Below are 19,319 nucleotides of genomic sequence, written 5' to 3'. Positions count from 1 at the left end.
TCAGTTCACTTCCGATGCGTTCTTGAGTTCGCGGTACGCGGCCACGAGGGCGGTGGTGGACGGGTCGAGACCGGGGACGTCGGCGCCTTCGGTCAGGGCGGGTTCGACGCGCTTGGCGAGGACCTTGCCGAGCTCGACACCCCACTGGTCGAAGGAGTCGATGTTCCAGATCGCGCCCTGGACGAACACCTTGTGCTCGTAGAGGGCGATCAGCTGACCGAGGACCGACGGGGTCAGCTCGCGGGCCAGGATGGTGGTCGTGGGGTGGTTGCCCTGGAAGGTGCGGTGGGGCACCTGCTCCTCGGGCACGCCCTCCGCGCGCACCTCGTCCGCGGTCTTGCCGAAGGCCAGCGCCTGGCCCTGGGCGAACAGGTTGGCCATCAACAGGTCGTGCTGCGCCTTGAGTTCGTCGCTGAGTTCGGCCGCCGGCCGGGCGAAGCCGATCAGGTCCGCCGGGATCAGCTTGGTGCCCTGGTGGATCAACTGGTAGTAGGCGTGCTGGCCGTTGGTGCCGGGCGTGCCCCACACCACCGGTCCGGTCTGCCACTCCACGGGACGCCCGTCACGCTGCACCGACTTGCCGTTGGACTCCATGTCCAGCTGCTGCAGATATGCCGTGAACTTGGAGAGGTAGTGCGAGTACGGCAGCACGGCGTGCGACTGGGCGTCGTGGAAGTTGCCGTACCAGACGCCCAACAGGCCCAGGATCAGCGGGGCGTTGTCCTCGGCGGGCGCGTTCCGGAAGTGCTCGTCGACGATACGGAAGCCGTCGAGCAGCTCCCGGAACCGGTCCGGGCCGATGGCGATCATCAGGGACAGGCCGATGGCCGAGTCGAAGGAGTAGCGGCCGCCGACCCAGTCCCAGAACTCGAACATGTTGTCCGGGTCGATACCGAACTCGGTGACCTTCCCGGCGTTGGTCGACAGCGCCACGAAGTGCCGGGCGACCGCCTTCTCCTCGCCGAGGCCACGCGGGCCGTTCAGCAGCCAGGACCGCGCCGACGTCGCGTTGGTGATCGTCTCGATCGTGGTGAACGTCTTGGACGCGACGATGAACAGCGTCTCCGCCGGGTCGAGGTCGCGCACGGCCTCGTGGAGGTCGGAGCCGTCCACGTTCGACACGAAGCGGAAGGTCAACTCCCGTGCCGCGAAGGTCCGCAGCGCCTCGTACGCCATCGCCGGACCGAGGTCCGAGCCGCCGATGCCGATGTTGACGACGTTCCTGATGCGCCGCCCGGTGTGACCGGTCCACTCACCGGAGCGGACCCGGTTCGCGAAGTCGCTCATCTTGTCGAGAACGGCGTGCACACCTGGCACGACGTTCTCGCCGTCGACCTCGATCACCGCGTCCCGGGGGGCCCGCAGCGCGGTGTGCAGCACCGCCCGGTCCTCGGTGACGTTGATCCTCTCGCCGCGGAACATGGCGTCGCGCAGCCCGAACACATCGGTGGCGGCGGCCAGTTCACGCAGCAGCCGCAGGGTCTCGTCGTTGATCAGGTGCTTGGAGTAGTCGATGCGCAGATCGCCCACGCGTACGACGTAGCGCTCCGCGCGGGAGGGGTCCGCCGCGAACAGCTCACGCAGCCGCGGCCGTCGCAGCGCGGACTCGCGGTGCTCCTCCAGCGCCGTCCACTCGGGACGCCGGGTCAGCTGGGGTGAGTCAGACATCGACGGTCTCCTTGCTGCCCTCGCCCCGCAGCGCGACGGCGTACATCTCGTCGGCGTCGAGGCGGCGGAGTTCCTCGGCGATGAGTTCGGAGGTGGTGCGGACCTTGAGTGCCAGGGTGCGCGAGGGCTGGCCGGGCAGGGAGAGCGTGGCCAGCGGGCCCTCGGGGCGGTCGATGACGATCTCGCCGTCGGCGGTGCCCAGGCGCACCGCGGTGACGACCGGACCGGCGGTGACCACCCGGTCGATCCGCACGTTCAGCCGTGCCTCCAGCCAGCGTGCCAGCAGCTCGGCGGCCGGGTTCTCCGCCTCGGCCTCCACCGCGCCCGAGATGATCTGGGCACGGGCCTGGTCGAGCGCGGCGGCCAGCATCGAGCGCCACGGCGTCAGCCGGGTCCAGGCGAGGTCGGTGTCACCGGGCGCGTAGGAGCGCACCCGGGTCTCCAGGGCTTCGAGGGGGTTCTCGACGGCGTACAGGTCGGTGATCCTGCGCTGTGCGAGCGCGCCCAGCGGGTCCTTGGACGGCACCTCGGGCGCGTCCACCGGCCACCACACCACCACCGGGGCGTCCGGCAGCAGCAGCGGCAGGACGACCGAGTCGGCGTGGTCGGACACCTCGCCGTAGGTGCGCAGGACGACGGTCTCGCCGGTTCCCGCGTCGGCGCCCACCCGGACCTCGGCGTCCAGCTTGGAGGCCATGCGGTCGCGCGGGGTGCGGGCGTGCCGCTTGATGACGACCAGGGTGCGCGAGGGGTGCTCGTGCGAGGCCTCCTCGGCCGCCTTGATCGCGTCGTAGGCGTTCTCCTCGTCCGTGACGATGACCATCGTCAGGACCATGCCCACGGCGGGGGTGCCGATGGCGCGGCGACCCTGCACCAGCGCCTTGTTGATCTTGCTTGCCGTGGTGTCGGTCAGGTCGATCTTCATGGCCTGCGCCAGCTCCGTCCGTCTCGTGCGAGCATCTCGTCGGCTTCCTCGGGTCCCCATGTACCCGAGGCGTACTGCGCCGGCTTGCCGTTCTTCGCCCAGTACTCCTCGATCGGGTCGAGGATCTTCCAGGACTCTTCCACTTCCTGGTGACGGGGGAAAAGGTTGGCGTCGCCGAGCAGCACATCCAGGATGAGGCGCTCGTACGCCTCCGGGCTGGACTCGGTGAAGGACTCGCCGTACGCGAAGTCCATCGTGACGTCCCGGATCTCCATCGAGGTGCCCGGCACCTTGGACCCGAACCGGACCGTCATGCCCTCGTCCGGCTGGACGCGGATGACGATCGCGTTCTTGCCCAGCTCCTCGGTGGCCGTGGAGTCGAAGGGGGAGTGCGGGGCGGTCTGGAAGACGACCGCGATCTCGGTGACCCGGCGCCCGAGGCGCTTTCCGGTGCGGAGGTAGAAGGGCACGCCCGCCCAGCGCCGGTTGTCGACGTTCACCTTGATGGCGGCGTACGTGTCCGTGGTGGAGGCCGGGTCGATGCCGTCCTCCTCCAGATAGCCGAGCACCTGCTCGCCGCCCTGCCAGGCGCCCGCGTACTGCCCGCGCACGGTGTGCCGGCCCAGGTCCTGCGGCAGCTTCACGGCCCGCAGGACCTTCAGCTTCTCGGTGAGCAGCGACTCGGCGTCGAAGGCGGCGGGCTCCTCCATGGCGGTGAGCGCCATCAGCTGCAGCAGATGGTTCTGGATGACGTCACGGGCGGCGCCGATGCCGTCGTAGTAGCCGGCCCGGCCGCCGATGCCGATGTCCTCGGCCATGGTGATCTGGACGTGGTCGACGTACGACCGGTTCCAGATGGGCTCGTACATCTGGTTGGCGAAGCGGAGCGCCAGGATGTTCTGGACGGTCTCCTTGCCGAGGTAGTGGTCGATCCGGAACACCTGGTCCGGCTCGAACACGTCGTGCACCAGCGCGTTCAGCTCCCGGGCGCTGGCCAGGTCGCGTCCGAAGGGCTTCTCGATGACGGCACGCCGCCAGGACCCCTCGGGCGCGTCCGCGAGACCGTGCTTCTTCAGCTGCTGGACGACCTTGGGGAAGAACTTCGGCGGTACGGAGAGATAGAAGGCGTAGTTGCCGCTCGTACCGCGTGCCTTGTCCAGGTCGTCGACGGTCCGGCGCAGCTGGTCGAACGCGGTGTCGTCGTCGAAGTCGCCCGGGATGAACCGCATCCCCTCGGCGAGCTGCTGCCAGACCTCCTCACGGAACTCGGTGCGCGCGTGCTCGCGCACCGAGTCGTGCACGATCTGCGCGAAGTCCTCGTCCTCCCAGTCCCGGCGGGCGAACCCGACGAGCGAGAAGCCCGGCGGCAGCATGCCGCGGTTGGCGAGGTCGTAGACGGCCGGCATCAGCTTCTTGCGGGACAGGTCGCCGGTGACGCCGAAGATGACGAGCCCGGACGGGCCGGCGATACGGGGCAGCCGCCGGTCGCGCTCGTCGCGGAGCGGGTTCGTCCAGTCGGAGGCGGTGGTCATTCCGCGTCAGCTCCCTTGCTGTCGAGCGACTTCGTCACGGCGTCCAGCAGGTCCTGCCAGGCCACCTCGAACTTGGCGACGCCCTCGTCCTCGAGCTGCTGCACGACCTCGTCGTAGGAGATGCCGAGCGCCTCCACGGCGGCCAGGTCGGCACGGGCCTGGGCGTAGCCGCCGGTCACCGTGTCGCCGGTGATCTCGCCGTGGTCGGCGGTGGCGTCGAGGGTGGCCTCCGGCATGGTGTTGACGGTCCCGGGGGCCACCAGCTCGGCCACGTACAGCGTGTCCTTGTAAGCCGGGTCCTTCACACCGGTGGAGGCCCACAGGGGGCGCTGCCTGTGGGCGCCGGCGCCGGCCAGGGCGGTCCAGCGCTCACCGGCGAAGACCTCTTCGTAGGCCTCGTACGCCAGACGCGCGTTCGCCAGCGCGGCCCTGCCCTTGAGGGTGGACGCCTCGGGGGAGCTGAGGGCGCCCAGCCGCTTGTCGATCTCGGAGTCGACGCGGGAGACGAAGAAGGAGGCCACGGAGTGGATGGTGCCCAGGTCGAGTCCCTTGGCCCGTGCCTTCTCCAGGCCGGCCAGGTAGGCGTCCATGACCTCGCGGTAGCGCTCCAGGGAGAAGATCAGCGTGACGTTGACGCTGATGCCGAGGCCGATGACCTCGGTGATCGCCGGGAGGCCGGCCTTCGTCGCCGGGATCTTGATCATGACGTTCGGGCGGTCGACGAGCCAGGCGAGCTGCTTGGCCTCGGCGATCGTGGCCTTGGTGTGGTGGGCCAGGCGCGGGTCGACCTCGATGGAGACCCGGCCGTCCCGGCCGCCGGTCGCGTCGTACACGGGCCGCAGGACGTCGGCGGCGGCGCGGACGTCGGCGGTGGTCATCATCCGCACGGCCTCCTCGACCGTGACGCCCCGCGCGGCCAGGTCGGCGAGCTGCTCCTCGTAGCCCTCGCCGGAGCCGATGGCGGCCTGGAAGATCGACGGGTTGGTGGTGACGCCGACCACGTGCCGGTTCGCGACGAGTTCGGCGAGGTTGCCGGACTCGATGCGCCGTCGCGACAGGTCGTCCAGCCAGATGGAGACGCCTTCGTCGCTGAGGCGCTTGAGGGCTTCCGCGGTCGCGGTTGCTTCGGTCACTTTCATCATCTTCTTTCTGGCGATCGGATCAACCGCGGGCGGCGGCCAGGTCCTTGACTGCGTCAAGTGAAGCCTTGGCGGCGGCGGCGACGTTCTCGGGGGTGAAGCCGAACTCGGCGAACAGGATCCTGGCGTCGGCGGAGGCGCCGAAGTGTTCGAGGGAGACAATGCGTCCTGCGTCACCTGTGAAGCGGTACCACGTCAGGCCGATGCCCGCCTCCACCGCAACGCGGGCCTTGACCGAAGGCGGAAGAACCCGCTCGCGGTACTCCCGCGGCTGCTCCTCGAACCACTCCACGGACGGCATCGACACGACCCGGGTGCCGATCCCCTCGGCCTCCAGCTGCTCCCGTGCGGCGACGGCGAGCTGGACCTCGGAGCCGGTGGCGATCAGGACGACGTCCGGGGTCGGCTTCGAGGACTCCCGGAGGATGTAACCGCCCTTCGCCGCGTCCGGGTCGGGCGCGTACGTCGGCACGCCCTGACGGGTCAGCGCGAGGCCGTGCGGGGCCGGGTCGGTGGCGTGGCGCCTGAGGATCTCGGCCCAGGCGATGGCGGTCTCGTTGGCGTCGGCCGGGCGGACCACGTTCAGGCCCGGGATGGCGCGCAGCGAGGCGAGGTGCTCGACCGGCTGGTGGGTCGGCCCGTCCTCGCCGAGCCCGATGGAGTCATGGGTCCAGACGTAGGTCACCGGGAGCTGCATGAGCGCCGACATCCGCACCGCGTTGCGCATGTAGTCGGAGAACACCAGGAACGTACCGCCGTAGACACGGGTGTTGCCGTGCAGGGCGATGCCGTTCATCTCGGCGGCCATCGAGAACTCGCGGATGCCGAAGTGGACGGTACGGCCGTACGGGTCGGCCCCGGGCAGCGGGTTGCCCTTCGGCAGGAAGGACGAGGTCTTGTCGATGGTGGTGTTGTTCGAGCCGGCGAGGTCGGCGGAGCCGCCCCACAGCTCGGGCAGTACGGCACCCAGCGCCTGGAGCACCTTGCCGGAGGCGGCGCGGGTGGCGACCGACTTGCCCTCCTCGAAGACGGGGACCACGGACTCCCAGCCCTCGGGCAGCTGCCCGGCCACGATCCGGTCGAACAGCTCGGCGCGCTCGGGGTTGGCGCCGCGCCACTTGTCGAGCTGCTTGTCCCAGGCCGCGTGCGCCTCGGCACCGCGGTCGAGGGCCTCGCGGGTGTGGGCCAGCACATCGGCGTCGACCTGGAAGGACTGGTCGGGGTCGAAGCCGAGGAGGCGTTTGGTGGCGGCGATCTCGGCGGCGCCGAGCGCGGAGCCGTGGGCGGCCTCGGTGTTCTGCGCGTTCGGGGCGGGCCAGGCGATGATCGTGCGCATCGCGATGATGGAGGGCCGCCCGGTCTCGGCCTGCGCCGCCCTCAGGGCCGCGTGGAGGGCCGGTACGTCGATGTCGCCGCCGAGCGAGGGCTCGACGCGCTGCACATGCCAGCCGTAGGCCTCGTACCGCTTCAGGACGTCCTCGGAGAACGCGGTCGCGGTGTCGCCCTCGATGGAGATGTGGTTGTCGTCGTAGAGGAAGACCAGATTGCCGAGCTTCTGATGGCCGGCCAGGGAGGAGGCCTCCGCGGAGACGCCCTCCTCCAGGTCGCCGTCGGAGACGATCGCCCAGATGGTGTGGTCGAAGGGGGAGGTGCCCTCGGGGGCCTCGGGGTCGAACAGGCCGCGCTCGTAGCGGGCGGCCATCGCCATTCCCACGGCGTTGGCGGCGCCCTGGCCGAGCGGACCGGTGGTGGTCTCGACACCGGCGGTGTGCCCGTACTCGGGGTGCCCCGGCGTCCTGGAGCCGCGGGTGCGGAACGCCTTCAGGTCGTCCAGCTCCACCTCGTACCCGGAGAGGAACAGCTGGGTGTAGAGGGTCAGCGAGGTGTGGCCGGGGGAGAGGACGAAACGGTCCCGGCCGGTCCACTCGGGGTCCGCCGGATCGTGACGCATCACCTTCTGAAAGATCGTGTACGCGGCGGGGGCAAGGCTCATCGCGGTGCCCGGGTGGCCGTTGCCCACCTTCTGTACGGCGTCGGCCGCGAGCAGACGGGCGGTGTCGACAGCCCGGCGGTCGAGTTCGGTCCATTCGAAGCTGTCCGGTGTCTGCGTACTCATCTTCAAGAAGTCCTCGTTCGCAGCGGTATTTCGATTGTTTCGGCGTTGTTGCGTTCAACCTTAAAAATCTGACTTTTACTGGGGAAGGTCGTCGTGTGCCAGCCTGTGGTGAAAGTGGGACAACGAGAGCACCGGCTGGGCGGCGTGAGAGGGACATGGCGGACAGAACCATCCAAGGCGGAGACGGTGAAGCAGGCATGGACGGGATCAGAACGTTCCCCTTCCCTGTCGAGCTGAGCGTGTGGGGGGTGGGCATGCAGGCGGGCCCGATGGGCACGAACCGCACCTGGCACGCCGACGCCCCCCTTCTGCGTGTCCACCGCATCGACTTCCATGTCGTGATGCTCTTCGACGCGGGCCCCGTCCGCCACATGATCGACTTCGCCGAGTACGAGGCGGACGCCGGCGACCTGCTCTGGATCCGCCCCGGTCAGGTCCACCGCTTCTCGAAGACGAGCGAGTACCGCGGAACCGTCCTGACCATGCAGCCGGGCTTTCTGCCCCGGGCGACGGTGGAGGCGACCGGCCTCTACCGCTACGACCTGCCGCCCCTGCTGCGCCCCGACGGACTCCAGCTGGCGGGCCTGAAGGCGGCCCTCACCCAGCTCCAGCGGGAGTACGAGGACACCACGACCCTCCCGCTGAGCCTCCACACGGCGGTCCTGCGCCACTCCCTCACGGCGTTCCTGCTCCGCCTCGCCCATCTGGCCGCCAGTTCGGCCGAGGCGGCCCGCCGCCAGGCGGACACCACCTTCACCCTCTTCCGGGACGCGGTGGAGAAGAACTTCGCCACCAACCACAGCGTCAGCGCCTACGCCGACTCCCTCGGCTACTCCCGCCGCACCCTCGTCCGCGCGGTCCGCGCCGCCACCGGCGAGACCCCCAAGGGCTTCATCGACAAACGGGTCGTCCTGGAGGCCAAGCGCCTCCTCGCCCACACGGACATGCCGATCGGCCGCGTGGGCGCGGCGATCGGCTTTCCGGACGCGGCGAACTTCTCCAAGTTCTTCCACCAGCACACGGACCGGACGCCGGCCGCGTTCCGGGCGGAGCTGCGCTGACTCGGCCGCACGCGGGGACCGGGCCCCGGCGCGAGCCGGGAGTCGTCATGCCGACGGCGCCAGGGGCCGACCCGTACGTGAAGGTCGAGCCGCCCGGCGCCGCCGGCTCCTCGCTCAGTGGCCGAAGTCGAACCAGTTGACGTTCACGAAGTCGGCCGGCTGGCCGCTGCTGAACGTCAGATAGACGTCATGGGTGCCGGTCACCGAACTGATGTTGGCCGGGACCGTCTGCCAGGTCTGCCAGCCGCCCGTGTTGGCGACGGAGAAACTGCCGATGGGGGTGGCGGTCTGGCTGTCGAGGCGGACCTGGACCAGTCCGCTCACCCCGCTCGCGGCACCGCTCGCCACCCGGGCGTAGAACTGGGTGGCCGCCGTGGAGCCGAAGTTGACGCCCTTGTACAGGGCCCAGTCGCCGCCCGCGAGGTAGCCGAGGTCCGAGCCGCCGCCGGTGTCGGTGGTGGTCTCCGTGGTGGTGCCGGACTGGCTGTCGTACGACTCGGCCTGGATGGCGCTGTAGGCGTCACGGTTGCCGGACGGAGGGGTCGTGGTACCGCTCCCGCTGGACGACAGCACCTGGACGTAGTCCACGAGCATCGGGTGACCGGACTCCGTGGCGCTGGTCGGGCCGCCGCCGAACGCCGCCGGGAAGGCGCCGCCCATCGCCACGTTCAGGATGACGAAGAAACCGTGGTTCGTGGCATTGGCCCAGGTGGTTGCATCCACCTGACTGGCCGTCACGGTCTGGTAGTTGACGCCGTCGACGTAGAAGCGGATCGCCTCGGGGCTGACCGAGCGGTCCCACTCCATGGTGTAGGTGTGGAAGCCGGACTGGCAGGTCGTGTTGGGGCAGGCCGTCGAATTGCCCAGGCCCGTCGTCTCGTTGCAGGGACCGCCCGAGCCGGTGCCGCAGTGCATGGTCGCCCATGTCTTGTTGATGCCGTTGACGTTCTCCATGATGTCCAGCTCGCCGACGCTCGGCCAGTTCTGGTAGTTGCCGCGGTAGGGCGCGCCCAGCATCCAGAACGCGGGCCAGTAGCCGGCGGCCGCGTTCCCGGTGACGTTCGGCATCTGGATACGTGCCTCGACACGCAGCTTGCCGCCCGCGGGGGGCTGGAAGTCGGTCCGCTGGGTCTCGATACGGCCCGAGGTCCAGTTGCCGGACGCGTCCCGGACCGGCGTGATCCTCAGATCGCCGCTGCCGTCGAGCGCGACGTTGCCGGTGCCGCTGGTCATCGATTCGACCTCGCCGGTACCCCAGCCCGCGGGTCCGCCGGGGTACGAGGTGCCGGTGTCGTAGAGCCAGTTGGAGGTGTTGACGCCGGTGCCGGCCGCGCCGTTGAAGTCGTCGGCGAAGACCTGGGTCCAGCCGGCCGGGGGCGTGGGGGCGGACGCGCTGGCGGACGGGACGCCGGCCAGGGCGGCGACCGCGGCGAGCGCGAGGGTGCCGAGAGCGGCGACGAGCGCCCGGCCGAGCGGGCGTCGTCTGCGGTGTATGCCGGAGGTGTCACTCATGAGGGGTGCCTCTCGGGTACGGGGTGTCTGGCTGCGGGGGCCATTGAGAGCGCTCTCAAAGTGGGCCCAATGTGCTCTCCGTCACCGAGGCCGTCAAGAGTTAAAGCAAGGAAAGTCCTTTCGGAGCGCGGAAGTTCACCACCTGAACGGTGCAAACGGGCTAAACCGCGCTGCCCGCCTTCCACTGGGTCCACGACAGGTTCCAGCCGTTGAGACCGTTGGCCGGATCGACCGTCTTCTCGCCGGAGTTCCTGACGACGACGTCGCCGAGCATCGAGGAGTCGTAGAACTTGAAGCCGGCCACGGAGGTGTCGTCGGCCCCCTTCGCGTCGTGCAGGCCGACACAGCCGTGGCTGGTGTTCTCGTGGCCGAACACCGCGGTGGACGCCCAGTAGTTGCCGTGCACGAAGGTGCCGGACGTGGTCAGGCGCTGGGCGTGCGGGACGTCGGGGATGTCGTACTCGTCGCCGAGCCCGACCGTCGAGGACTCCATGCGGGTCTGCTTGAAGCGCTCGCTGATCACCATGATCCCGGACCAGGTGGTGTGCTGGGCGTCGCCGCCGGAGACCGGGTAGGTGGCGAGCCTCTCGCCGTCCCGCTCGACCACCATCTCCTTGGTGGCCAGATCGACCGTGCTGATCTGGGAGCGGCCGATGTGGAAGGTGACGTCCTTGTGCTGGACGCCGTAGACGCCGTCGGTGCCCTCGACGTCCTTCAGCCGCAGACTGAGGGTGATCTTCGTGCCGGAGGCCCAGTAGGTCTGCGGGCGGAAGTCGAGGCGGGTGTCGCCGAACCAGTGGCCGACGACCTCGACGGCCGGCTCGGCGGTGACGGTGATGGCCTTCTGGACGGCGGCCCGGTCCTTCACGGCGTGGGTGAAGTTGATCGAGACGGGCATGCCCACGCCCGACGTCGAGTCCGCTTCCGGCGTGAAGTAGCCGACGAAGGTCTCGCCCGGGGACCTGGTGGTGAAGGTCGAGGTCCGTGCCGAGGCACCCTCGGCCGTGGCCGAGACCGTGTACTTCGTGCCGGAGTAGGGGTTCCCGCTCGAAGTCCACCTCGTCTTCGCGGCGTTGAGCGAACCGGCCAGTGTGGAGCCGTCGTTGCCGGTCACCTTCACCGAGGCGAGCGTGCCGTCGGTCACGGTGACCTCGACGGGGCGGGAGAAGTCCGCCTTCCTGGCGCCGTCGGCGGGCGTGACCGAGATGGCCGGCTTCCTGCTCACGGCGGCCTTCGGGGACGTGCCGGGCTCCGTCGCGCCCTCCGAGGCCCCCGCCGAACCGCTGCACCCTGTCAGCGCGACGGCGGCCGGAACCCCGCCGAGAACGCCGAGCAGCCCGCGCCGGGACCACTTCCGCGACTGCTCGGACCGGTTCGATATGTGCGAGACGCCCACGGCAGGCCTTTCTGGGATGTCCACCTTTTCCTGGTGCATCCTGCGCCGCGCAGATTTGTTGATCCTTTGAATTTCCGGGTCGATTCCTGAGATTCCTGTGAGGACTCACGATGAGAAGGCCAGAAACCACGGTTGTCCCGGTCCCCGGATTTGCGATCAGAGTATGAACGACCACTCGGAGCGGCTCGAAGCGGTCCGGAGCAGCCCGGAGCCGGGGAACGGCCGACCATCGCCGGAGGCATACGTGACCGAAGTCCGCGAGCGACGCACCGTGGCCGTCCGTCGTCGGAGCGGGCGCGGCGGGCACCCTCACCGCCGTCCAACTCTGCGAGACGGCGACGCGCCGCCGGACACCGCTCGACGTGGTCCTGATCGATCCGGCCCCGGAGGCCGGCCGGGGTGTCGCCTACGCCACCCCCGACCCGCGCCATCGTCTCAACGTCCCGGCGGGCGGCATGAGTTGCTACCCCGACGATCCCGGCCACTTCACCCGCCGGCTCTGCCGCCACGGCGAACCCACCGTCCGGGCCGCCGACTTCGCCACCCGCTACCGCTACGGCGCCTACCTCGCCGACACCCTCGCCCGGGCGATCGTCCGCACTGGTGGCGGCGGGGCGTTGTGAAGCGGCGCGGGTGCTGCTGGACGCGCGGTTGGACCGGAAGGAGGCGCCGCGGGACCGGCGGATGCGGGCCGGCCTGCCGGCCTGAGGGCCGCAGCGCCACGGGAGGCGTCGCGACCGATCGCCGGGCGGCCGCGGCAGGGTCGGGGACGGTTCGGTGGGCCGCCTCGGACTCCGGTCGGCCAGGGGCCCGGCGGATCGCCGAAGGGAGCGGTCCACGGGCCCGGGCCGCACGGGTGAGGTGGCGGCCCGGCTCATTCCCGTGGGGGAGGCGGGAATCGTTGCGCTCCCCGCGGAGGTTGACCGGGTCAGTGCCCGCGATCTTCGAGGAGTGCCGAGTGTCCGAGGAACCCGCTGTCCGTGAACTCCGCCTGGTCGTCACGGCACCCGACTACGACGAGGCCCTGCGCTTCTACCGTGACGTCCTCGGGCTGCCGGAGCGCGCCGCGTTCTCCTCTCCCGACGGCCGGGTCACCATCCTCGAAGCGGGCCGTGCCACGCTGGAGCTGACCGACCCGAACCACGCCGACTTCATCGACGAGGTCGAGGTGGGCCACCGCGTCGCCGGCCATCTCCGCGTCGCCTTCCAGGTCGACGACTCCACCGCCGTGACGGCCCGGCTGGCCGCGGCGGGTGCCGAGGTCCTCGCGGAGCCGACCCGCACCCCGTGGAACTCCCTCAACTCCCGCCTGGAAGCGCCGGGTTCCCTCCAGCTCACCCTCTTCGAAGAGCTGGACGGCCAGTGAGCCCGGGTGCTCGCTGAGGAAGGCACCGGCCACGACCACCGGCACGGCGTGCGACCAGGTCGTCCCCGAGGGGTGCCGAGGCTACTCGTCGGCCAGCCTCATCGCTTCCCGGTGCGTGGGGAGCGGACGGCCCGGAGCGCCCCGGAGACGTCCTACGGCGTCTCCTTCGCCGGCCGCCACCCCAGCGCCCGCGATATCCCGCGTGCCGCGAGGCGTACCGCGGGGATCAGTACCGGTACCTGGGCGTCGGTCTGGGGCACCACCACCGACACGGCGGCGACGACCGTGCCGGCCGGTCCGCGGACGGGGGCCGCCACCGAGAGGGCGTCGGCGGTGATCTGGCGGTCGCTGACCGCGACGCCCGTGCGCCGTACGTCGGCCAGCATGCGGCGCAGCCGGCCCCCGTCGGTGACCGTGTACGGGGTGAAGGGGGCGAGGGGGCCGGCGCAGTACTCGTCCTGGAACTCGGCGTCGGAGTGCGCGAGCAGGGCGAGGCCGACCCCGGTGGCGTGCAGCGGCCAGCGTGCGCCGACCCGGATGTGTACGCCGACGGCCGAGCGACCCGACAGCCACTCGATGTAGACGACCTCGCCGCCGTCGCGCACCGCGAGCTGCACGTTCTCGTGGGTCGCCTCGTACAGGTCCTCCAGGTACGGCAGCGCGATCTGGCGCAGGGCCAGCCCGCGCGGGGCGAGCGCCGCGACCTCCCACAGCCGGAGTCCCACGTGGTAGACGCCGGACTCGTCCCGCTCCAGGGCACCCCACTCGGTGAGGGCGGCGACCAGCCGGTGCGCGGTGGTCAGGGTCAGCCCCGCCCGCCGGCTGATGTCGGTGAGGCACAGCGCCGGATGCTCGTGGTCGAACGCGGCGAGCACGGCGAGCAGCCGGTCGGGTGCGGAGCGGGCGGTCATCAGGCCAGTCCGTCCTCCGCGATGCGCAGCAGCAGCGCGTGCAGCGCGTCCTTCTCGGCCGGGTCCAGCGGGTCCAGCAGTTCGTTGGTCACCCGCAGACCCGCCTCGTCGGTGTCCCGCAGGAAGGCGCGGCCGTCCTCGGTCAGGGCGACGATCCGGCTGCGGCGGTCGTCGGGGGAGGGGCGGCGTTCGGCGAAGCCCAGCTTCTCCAGGTCGTCGACGAGGCCGACGATGGCGCTCGGGTCGTAGCCGAGCCGGGTGCTCAGCTCACGCTGGAGGGCGCCGTCGGAGGTGGCCAGGAAGCGCAGCACCGCGTAGTGCCGAAGGCGCACTCCGGACTCCTGCAGAAACGTGTTGAAGAGCTGCCCGGAGCGCAGGCCCAGGCGGTACAGCAGGTAACCCGTGTCCGCGTGCAGCCCGCGCATCCAAGGCTCGTCCGCGTCGATCGGGGCTGCGTTCGTTGCGTGCTGGCGGGTGATGGCGGGCTCCCTGGTGTCGGCCCCGGAGGGGGAAGTGCGTCGTACGGATTCCAGCATGTCCCACCCGTGGGTCGACAACAACTATTGACGTCAACAATTATTGCTCTTAGCTTCGATCTCGCAGCCGCACCCCATGTCCATGTGAAGGGACCCGCTCGTGCCCAGCATCGATCTCTCCGGCAAGGTCGCCGTCGTCACCGGCAGCGGCCGGGGCCTCGGCCTCGCCTACGCGCAGGCCCTCGCCGCCCACGGCGCCGCCGTGGTCGTCAACGACGTCGACGAGGCCGTGGCCGAGGCGGCCGTGAAGTCCATCACCGAGGCGGGGGGCAGGGCCGTCGCCGAGGTCGTCCCGGTCGGCACGACCGAGGCCGCCGAGCGCCTGGTGAACCGTGCCGTGGAGGAGTTCGGCCGGCTGGACGTCCTGGTCACCAACGCGGGCATCCTGCGCGACAAGGTGCTGTGGAAGATGACCGACGACGACTTCGACGCGGTGATCGGCACCCACCTCAAGGGCACCTTCACCTGCGCACGCGCCGCCGCCGTCCGTATGCGCGAGCAGGGCGAGGGCGGCACGCTGATCCTCGTCGGCTCCCCGGCCGGCCAGCGCGGCAACTTCGGGCAGACGAACTACGCCGCCGCCAAGGCCGGCATCGCCGCTTTCGCCCGCACCTGGTCCATGGAGCTGGGCCGCGCGAACATCACCGTCAACGCGATCGTCCCGGTCGCCGCGACCGCGATGACCGAGACCATCCCCGCCTTCGCCCCGTACATCGAGGCCATGAGGAACGGCGAGCCGCTCCCGGACTTCCTCCGCAAGGGCGAGGGCTTCGGCACCCCCGAGGACTGCGCCGCTCTGGTGCCGTTCCTCGCCTCCGAGGCCGCCCGGGGCATCACCGGCCAGGCCATCGGCATCGGCGGCGACAAGGTGGCACTCTGGTCGCATCCGCAGGAGATCAAGACGGCGTACGCCGACGGCGGCTGGAGTCCCGAGTCCCTCGCCGACGCCTTCCCCACCTCGGTCGGTGCCGAGCTCCAGTCGGTCGGTATCCCGGCGCCCAAGCTCCCGGAGGCATGATGGCTCCCTCGATGAACGTCGACGACCTGGTCGCCATCGACGTCCACACCCACGCGGAGGTGTCCTCCAAGGGCCACTCCTCGCTGGACGACGACCTCCACGACGCCTCCTCCGCCTACTTCAAGGTCGAGGGCAAGCGGAAGCCGACCCTGGAGGAGACGGCCGCCTACTACCGCGAGCGGAAGATGGCCGCCGTGATCTTCACCGTGGACGCCGAGTCCGCGACCGGCACCGCGCCCGTCCCGAACGAGGAGGTCGCCGAGGCCGCCGCCGCCAACTCCGACGTGCTGATCCCCTTCGCCTCCATCGACCCCTTCCGCGGGAAGGCGGGCGTGAAGCAGGCCCGCCGCCTGGTCGAGGAGTACGGGGTCAGGGGCTTCAAGTTCCACCCGAGCATCCAGGGCTTCTTCCCCAACGACCGCTCGGTGGCGTACGACCTGTACGAGGTGATCGAGGAGACGGGCACCATCGCCCTCTTCCACACGGGTCAGACGGGCATCGGCGCCGGGGTCCCGGGCGGCGGAGGCATCCGCCTGAAGTACTCCAACCCCCTCCACGTGGACGACGTGGCCGCCGACTTCCCGCATCTGAAGATCATCCTGGCGCACCCGTCCTTCCCCTGGCAGGACGAGGCCCTCGCCGTGGCCACCCACAAGCCGGGCGTGCACATCGACCTGTCCGGCTGGTCGCCGAAGTACTTCCCGCCGCAGCTCGTGCAGTACGCGAACACGCTGCTCAAGGACAAGGTCCTCTTCGGCTCCGACTTCCCCGTCCTGACCCCCGACCGCTGGCTCGCCGACTTCGAGAAGCTGCCGGTCAAGGACGAGGTCAAGCCGAAAATCCTCAAGGAGAACGCCGCCCGTCTGCTCGGGCTGACCAAGCCGTAAGGGGCCCCAGATGCGCAACGAGGGACTGGGGTCGTGGCCCGCACGCCGGGCCCGCAAGACCCCGCACCGCACCGCCCTGATCCACGGCGGCACCTCGCTCACGTACGCGCGGCTGTACGACCGCACCACCCGCCTCGCCCACGCCCTGCGCGCACGGGGCGTCCGGCGCGGCGACCGCATCGCCTACCTCGGCCCGAACCACCCCTCCTATCTGGAGACGCTCTTCGCCGCCGGCACGCTCGGCGCCGTCTTCGTCCCGCTCAACACCCGTCTCGCGGGCCCGGAGATCGCCTTCCAGCTCGCCGACTCGGGCGCGAAGGTTCTCGTCTACGGCCCCTCGCACGCCGGCCTGGTCGCGGGGCTGCCCGGCAACACCGACGTCCGGGCGTACATCGAGGTGGGCGCCGAATACGAGGAGGCGGTGGCGTCCGCGGGGAGCGAACCGATCGACGAGCCGGTCGTCCCGGACGACACCTGCATCATCATGTACACCTCGGGGACGACCGGCCGCCCCAAGGGCGCCATGCTCACGCACGGCAACCTGACGTGGAACGCGATCAACGTCCTGGTCGACACCGACCTGATCGCCGACGAACGCGCCCTGGTCTCCGCGCCGTTGTTCCACACGGCGGGCCTGAACATGCTGACGCTCCCGGTCCTGCTGAAGGGCGGCACCTGCGTCCTGGTCGAGTCCTTCGACCCGAACGCGACCTTCGACCTGATCGAACAGCACCGGATCACCTTCATGTTCGGGGTGCCGACGATGTTCGAGCAGGTGGCCAGGCATCCGCGCTGGCCCGGCGCCGACCTGTCCTCCCTGCGCATCCTGACCTGCGGCGGCTCCCCGGTCTCGACCCCGCTGATCGCCGCGTACCAGGAGCGGGGCCTGACCTTCCTCCAGGGCTACGGCATGACGGAGGCCTCTCCCGGCACCCTCTTCCTGGACGCGGAACACGCGATCAGCAAGGCGGGGTCGGCGGGGGTGCCGCACTTCTTCACCGATGTGCGGGTCGTACGGCCGGACTTCACCCCGGTCGACGTCGGCGAGACCGGTGAGGTCGTGGTCCGCGGGCCGCATGTCATGCCCGGCTACTGGGGGCTGCCCGAGGAGACGGCCGCCTCCTTCGCCGACGGCTGGTTCCGCAGCGGGGACGCGGCCCGGCTCGACGAGGACGGATACGTCCATATCGTCGACCGCATCAAGGACATGATCATCTCCGGCGGCGAGAACATCTACCCGGCCGAGATCGAGGACCTGCTCCTCGGGCATCCCGACATCGTCGAGTGCGCGGTCATCGGCGTACCCGACGACAAGTGGGGCGAGGTGCCGCGGGCGGTCGTCGTCCCCCGCGAGGGCGCCTCGGTCGACCCCGACGAGGTACTGGCCTCGCTCGCCGGGCGTCTCGCCAAGTACAAGATCCCGAAGTCGGTGGTCCTCGCGGAGGAACTCCCGCGCACCGCCTCCGGAAAGCTCCTCAAGTCCCGCGTGCGCAAGCGCTTCGGGAACTGACCGACTCCCTTAAGGAACACACCACTCATGAGCGTCACCGTCAACGGCATCGACGAACTGAAGAAGCTCGCGGGCAGCGACCTGGGCACCAGCGAATGGATCGAGATCACCCAGGAGCGCATCAACACCTTCGCCGACGCCACCGGCGACCACCAGTGGATCCACGTGGACCCGGAGAAGGCCGCCGAGGGCCCCTTCGGCGCCCCCATCGCCCACGGATACCTCACGCTCTCCCTCTTCATCCCCCTCTTCACCGAACTGCTCGACGTCCAAGGCGTCACCACGAAGGTCAACTACGGCCTCAACAAGGTGCGTTTCCCCTCCCCGGTGAAGGTCGGCTCCAAGATCCGCCTGGTCGCCGGGCTCGCGGCCGTCGAGGACGTCCCGGGCGGCGTCCAGATCACCGTCGACGGCACCATCGAGATCGAGGGCGCCGCCAAGCCGGCCGCGGTACTGCAGAGCCTGTCCCGCTTCTACGCCTGATCGGCGCGGACCGGCACCAGGTCGAGAAGGCGTTCGGCGGCGTCCCGGGCGGGCGGTGTGAGCTGGTCGTACACCGCGCGGAACGTCTTCTCCGCCTGCTCCGCCGGCCAGTCGTCGGGCAGGTGCTTCACCGGCAGACGGGGGTCACGGCGGATGGTCCGCAACCACTCCGCCTGAAGGACGAGCCGGCGGGCCAGGGCGTCCTCGGGAGCCGCGGTGGCGGTCTGCCAGGGCTGCCAGCGGCGCACGAACTCCTGGTAGCCGGCGCCCAGTTCGGACAGGTCCCAGGTCTCCTCGATCATCGCGCCGATGTCCGTGCCGGCGTCGGCGTGCGCGCGGAAGACCTTCACATGGGCCGACAGACCCAGCTCGGAGACCAGCTCCGAGACGTCGACCTCGCCGGGGGCCAGCCACAGCCCGCTGAACAGCGGGCCGAAACCGCTCCAGGTCAGCTTGGAGCGCAGGTCGTGGCGCTGGCGCTGCCAGGACTCCGGCAGCGAGAAACCGAGCAGGGTCCAGGTGCCGTCCCAGTCCCGGTTGACGGCACCGGTCTGCCAGATGCGCCGCTCGCCGTCGCGCAGGACCGCCGTGGAGTGCTCGGTGAGCCCGAAGTACATCCGGCGGCCCTCGCGCTGGCGGCGCAGCAGGTCCCGCTTGACCATCCGGGTCAGGGTCGACCGCGTCGCCTGCTCGCCCACCCCCGCCCGCTCGAACACGTCGATGACACTGCCCGAGTACACACAGACGTCCCGTCCCAGCACCTGGTCGCCCAGGAAGGTGAGCAGCAGGGACTGGGGCCGCAAGGACGATTCCTCACCGTTCATGCGGCCCACGGTACGACGTCATCGATCAGCGCCGCTCAGCCGCCCGCCACATCCACGAAGACGGGGTTGGAGTAGAACCACGTGTCCGCCCACGGGTCACCGTTCCCGGGCTCGTGGGGGACCGGCCCGTGGGGGTCGACCGAGGCGCCGAGGTAGCCGGCACCGTGCCGGTTGCCGTCGCTGCCGCGCAGCCGGACGTAGAAGGACTCGTCCCCGGCGGTCAGCGGGATACGCAGGGTGTACGTCCCCTTCCGCCCCGACACGTCCTTCGTCTGTACGACCCTGGTGTCCGGCGCCTTCCAGGTGTCGAGGTCGCTCACCGGACCGCGCACCGCGCCCCGGATGACGTCCAGGTGCGCCAACTGGGGCAGGATGCCCTGGGGGTTGGCGCGGCTGGCGGTCGTGACGGTGACGTACAGCGTGATCCTCTCGCCC

General features: G+C 70.3%; 16 protein-coding genes and 2 pseudogenes. 7 read left to right on the top strand and 11 right to left on the bottom strand.

What is annotated here, in order from left to right; all coding sequences use genetic code 11:
• The 5 genes from pgi to tkt are packed head-to-tail and all read right to left on the bottom strand — an operon-like array spanning window position 1 to window position 7,380.
• Window positions 1–1,668: a glucose-6-phosphate isomerase gene (pgi, locus tag ABZT17_RS22595; RefSeq protein WP_356351342.1), complete on the bottom strand. Its 1,668-nt coding sequence runs from the start codon at window positions 1,666–1,668 to the stop codon at window positions 1–3.
• Entirely contained in the window at window positions 1,661–2,593 is a 933-nt protein-coding gene (gene opcA / locus ABZT17_RS22590) for a glucose-6-phosphate dehydrogenase assembly protein OpcA (protein ID WP_356351341.1), read from the bottom strand. The genes pgi and opcA overlap by 8 nt, the downstream gene beginning before the upstream one ends.
• A complete protein-coding gene (gene zwf, locus ABZT17_RS22585; protein WP_356351339.1) occupies window positions 2,590–4,125 on the bottom strand; it encodes a glucose-6-phosphate dehydrogenase in 1,536 nt (511 codons plus the stop codon). The genes opcA and zwf overlap by 4 nt, the downstream gene beginning before the upstream one ends.
• The gene (gene tal / locus ABZT17_RS22580; protein ID WP_356351337.1) at window positions 4,122–5,267 is read right to left on the bottom strand and encodes a transaldolase; all 1,146 of its coding nucleotides are present in this window, start codon (window positions 5,265–5,267) and stop codon (window positions 4,122–4,124) included. The genes zwf and tal overlap by 4 nt, the downstream gene beginning before the upstream one ends.
• Window positions 5,268–5,286: 19 nt before the next feature.
• The gene (tkt, locus tag ABZT17_RS22575) at window positions 5,287–7,380 is read right to left on the bottom strand and encodes a transketolase (protein ID WP_356351335.1); all 2,094 of its coding nucleotides are present in this window, start codon (window positions 7,378–7,380) and stop codon (window positions 5,287–5,289) included.
• Window positions 7,381–7,535: 155 nt separating this feature from the next.
• On the opposite strand from tkt, the gene ABZT17_RS22570 reads away from it, so the two are divergent.
• Window positions 7,536–8,441: an AraC family transcriptional regulator gene (locus ABZT17_RS22570; RefSeq protein WP_356351334.1), complete on the top strand. Its 906-nt coding sequence runs from the start codon at window positions 7,536–7,538 to the stop codon at window positions 8,439–8,441.
• Window positions 8,442–8,555: 114 nt separating this feature from the next.
• Here ABZT17_RS22570 and ABZT17_RS22565 read toward each other — a convergent pair whose 3' ends face one another.
• Both ABZT17_RS22565 and ABZT17_RS22560 read right to left on the bottom strand, forming a co-directional pair.
• Window positions 8,556–9,953 carry a glycoside hydrolase family 16 protein gene (locus tag ABZT17_RS22565; RefSeq protein WP_356351333.1) on the bottom strand — a complete coding sequence of 466 codons (1,398 nt, stop codon included), beginning with the start codon at window positions 9,951–9,953 and terminating at the stop codon, window positions 8,556–8,558.
• 160 nt (window positions 9,954–10,113) lie between these two features.
• Window positions 10,114–11,349 (bottom strand): Ig-like domain-containing protein, encoded by a 1,236-nt coding sequence (locus ABZT17_RS22560; RefSeq protein ID WP_356351408.1) that lies wholly within the window; start codon window positions 11,347–11,349, stop codon window positions 10,114–10,116.
• 244 nt (window positions 11,350–11,593) lie between these two features.
• Here ABZT17_RS22560 and ABZT17_RS22555 point away from each other — a divergent pair.
• Both ABZT17_RS22555 and ABZT17_RS22550 read left to right on the top strand, forming a co-directional pair.
• A pseudogene (locus ABZT17_RS22555) lies at window positions 11,594–11,948 on the top strand (FAD/NAD(P)-binding protein); the annotation flags it as partial.
• Between the two features lie 359 nt (window positions 11,949–12,307).
• Window positions 12,308–12,715: a VOC family protein gene (locus tag ABZT17_RS22550; RefSeq protein WP_356351331.1), complete on the top strand. Its 408-nt coding sequence runs from the start codon at window positions 12,308–12,310 to the stop codon at window positions 12,713–12,715.
• Between the two features lie 152 nt (window positions 12,716–12,867).
• Here the strand turns inward: ABZT17_RS22550 and ABZT17_RS22545 are convergent, their stop codons facing one another.
• Together ABZT17_RS22545 and ABZT17_RS22540 are read right to left on the bottom strand one after the other, a co-directional pair.
• Complete coding sequence (locus ABZT17_RS22545) at window positions 12,868–13,626, bottom strand: IclR family transcriptional regulator (RefSeq protein WP_356351330.1); 759 nt, start codon at window positions 13,624–13,626, stop codon at window positions 12,868–12,870.
• Complete coding sequence (locus ABZT17_RS22540) at window positions 13,626–14,051, bottom strand: MarR family transcriptional regulator (RefSeq protein ID WP_356351328.1); 426 nt, start codon at window positions 14,049–14,051, stop codon at window positions 13,626–13,628. Before ABZT17_RS22540 ends, ABZT17_RS22545 begins: the two co-directional genes overlap by 1 nt.
• 211 nt (window positions 14,052–14,262) lie before the next feature.
• On the opposite strand from ABZT17_RS22540, the gene ABZT17_RS22535 reads away from it, so the two are divergent.
• From ABZT17_RS22535 to ABZT17_RS22520, 4 genes are read left to right on the top strand one after another with little or no spacing between them, the layout of a single operon-like run.
• Window positions 14,263–15,180 (top strand): SDR family oxidoreductase, encoded by a 918-nt coding sequence (locus tag ABZT17_RS22535; RefSeq protein ID WP_356351327.1) that lies wholly within the window; start codon window positions 14,263–14,265, stop codon window positions 15,178–15,180.
• A gap of 11 nt (window positions 15,181–15,191) precedes the next feature.
• Window positions 15,192–16,067 carry an amidohydrolase family protein gene (locus ABZT17_RS22530; RefSeq protein WP_356351326.1) on the top strand — a complete coding sequence of 292 codons (876 nt, stop codon included), beginning with the start codon at window positions 15,192–15,194 and terminating at the stop codon, window positions 16,065–16,067.
• Between the two features lie 10 nt (window positions 16,068–16,077).
• Window positions 16,078–17,577 (top strand): long-chain fatty acid--CoA ligase, encoded by a 1,500-nt coding sequence (locus tag ABZT17_RS22525; protein WP_356351325.1) that lies wholly within the window; start codon window positions 16,078–16,080, stop codon window positions 17,575–17,577.
• Window positions 17,578–17,604: 27 nt separating this feature from the next.
• The gene (locus ABZT17_RS22520) at window positions 17,605–18,060 is read left to right on the top strand and encodes a MaoC family dehydratase (RefSeq protein ID WP_356351324.1); all 456 of its coding nucleotides are present in this window, start codon (window positions 17,605–17,607) and stop codon (window positions 18,058–18,060) included.
• Here ABZT17_RS22520 and ABZT17_RS22515 read toward each other — a convergent pair.
• Both ABZT17_RS22515 and ABZT17_RS22510 read right to left on the bottom strand, forming a co-directional pair.
• Window positions 18,051–18,884 (bottom strand): PaaX family transcriptional regulator C-terminal domain-containing protein, encoded by an 834-nt coding sequence (locus ABZT17_RS22515; protein WP_356351323.1) that lies wholly within the window; start codon window positions 18,882–18,884, stop codon window positions 18,051–18,053. The genes ABZT17_RS22520 and ABZT17_RS22515 overlap by 10 nt on opposite strands.
• Before the next feature lie 35 nt (window positions 18,885–18,919).
• Window positions 18,920–19,319, bottom strand: a pseudogene (locus ABZT17_RS22510) (histidinol-phosphatase); the annotation flags it as partial.

The organism is Streptomyces sp. NPDC005648 (assembly GCF_040605395.1).
Lineage (GTDB): Bacteria > Actinomycetota > Actinomycetes > Streptomycetales > Streptomycetaceae > Streptomyces.
Note: the sequence above shows the minus strand (reverse complement) of the source record. Positions and strands in the feature narration are given on the sequence as shown.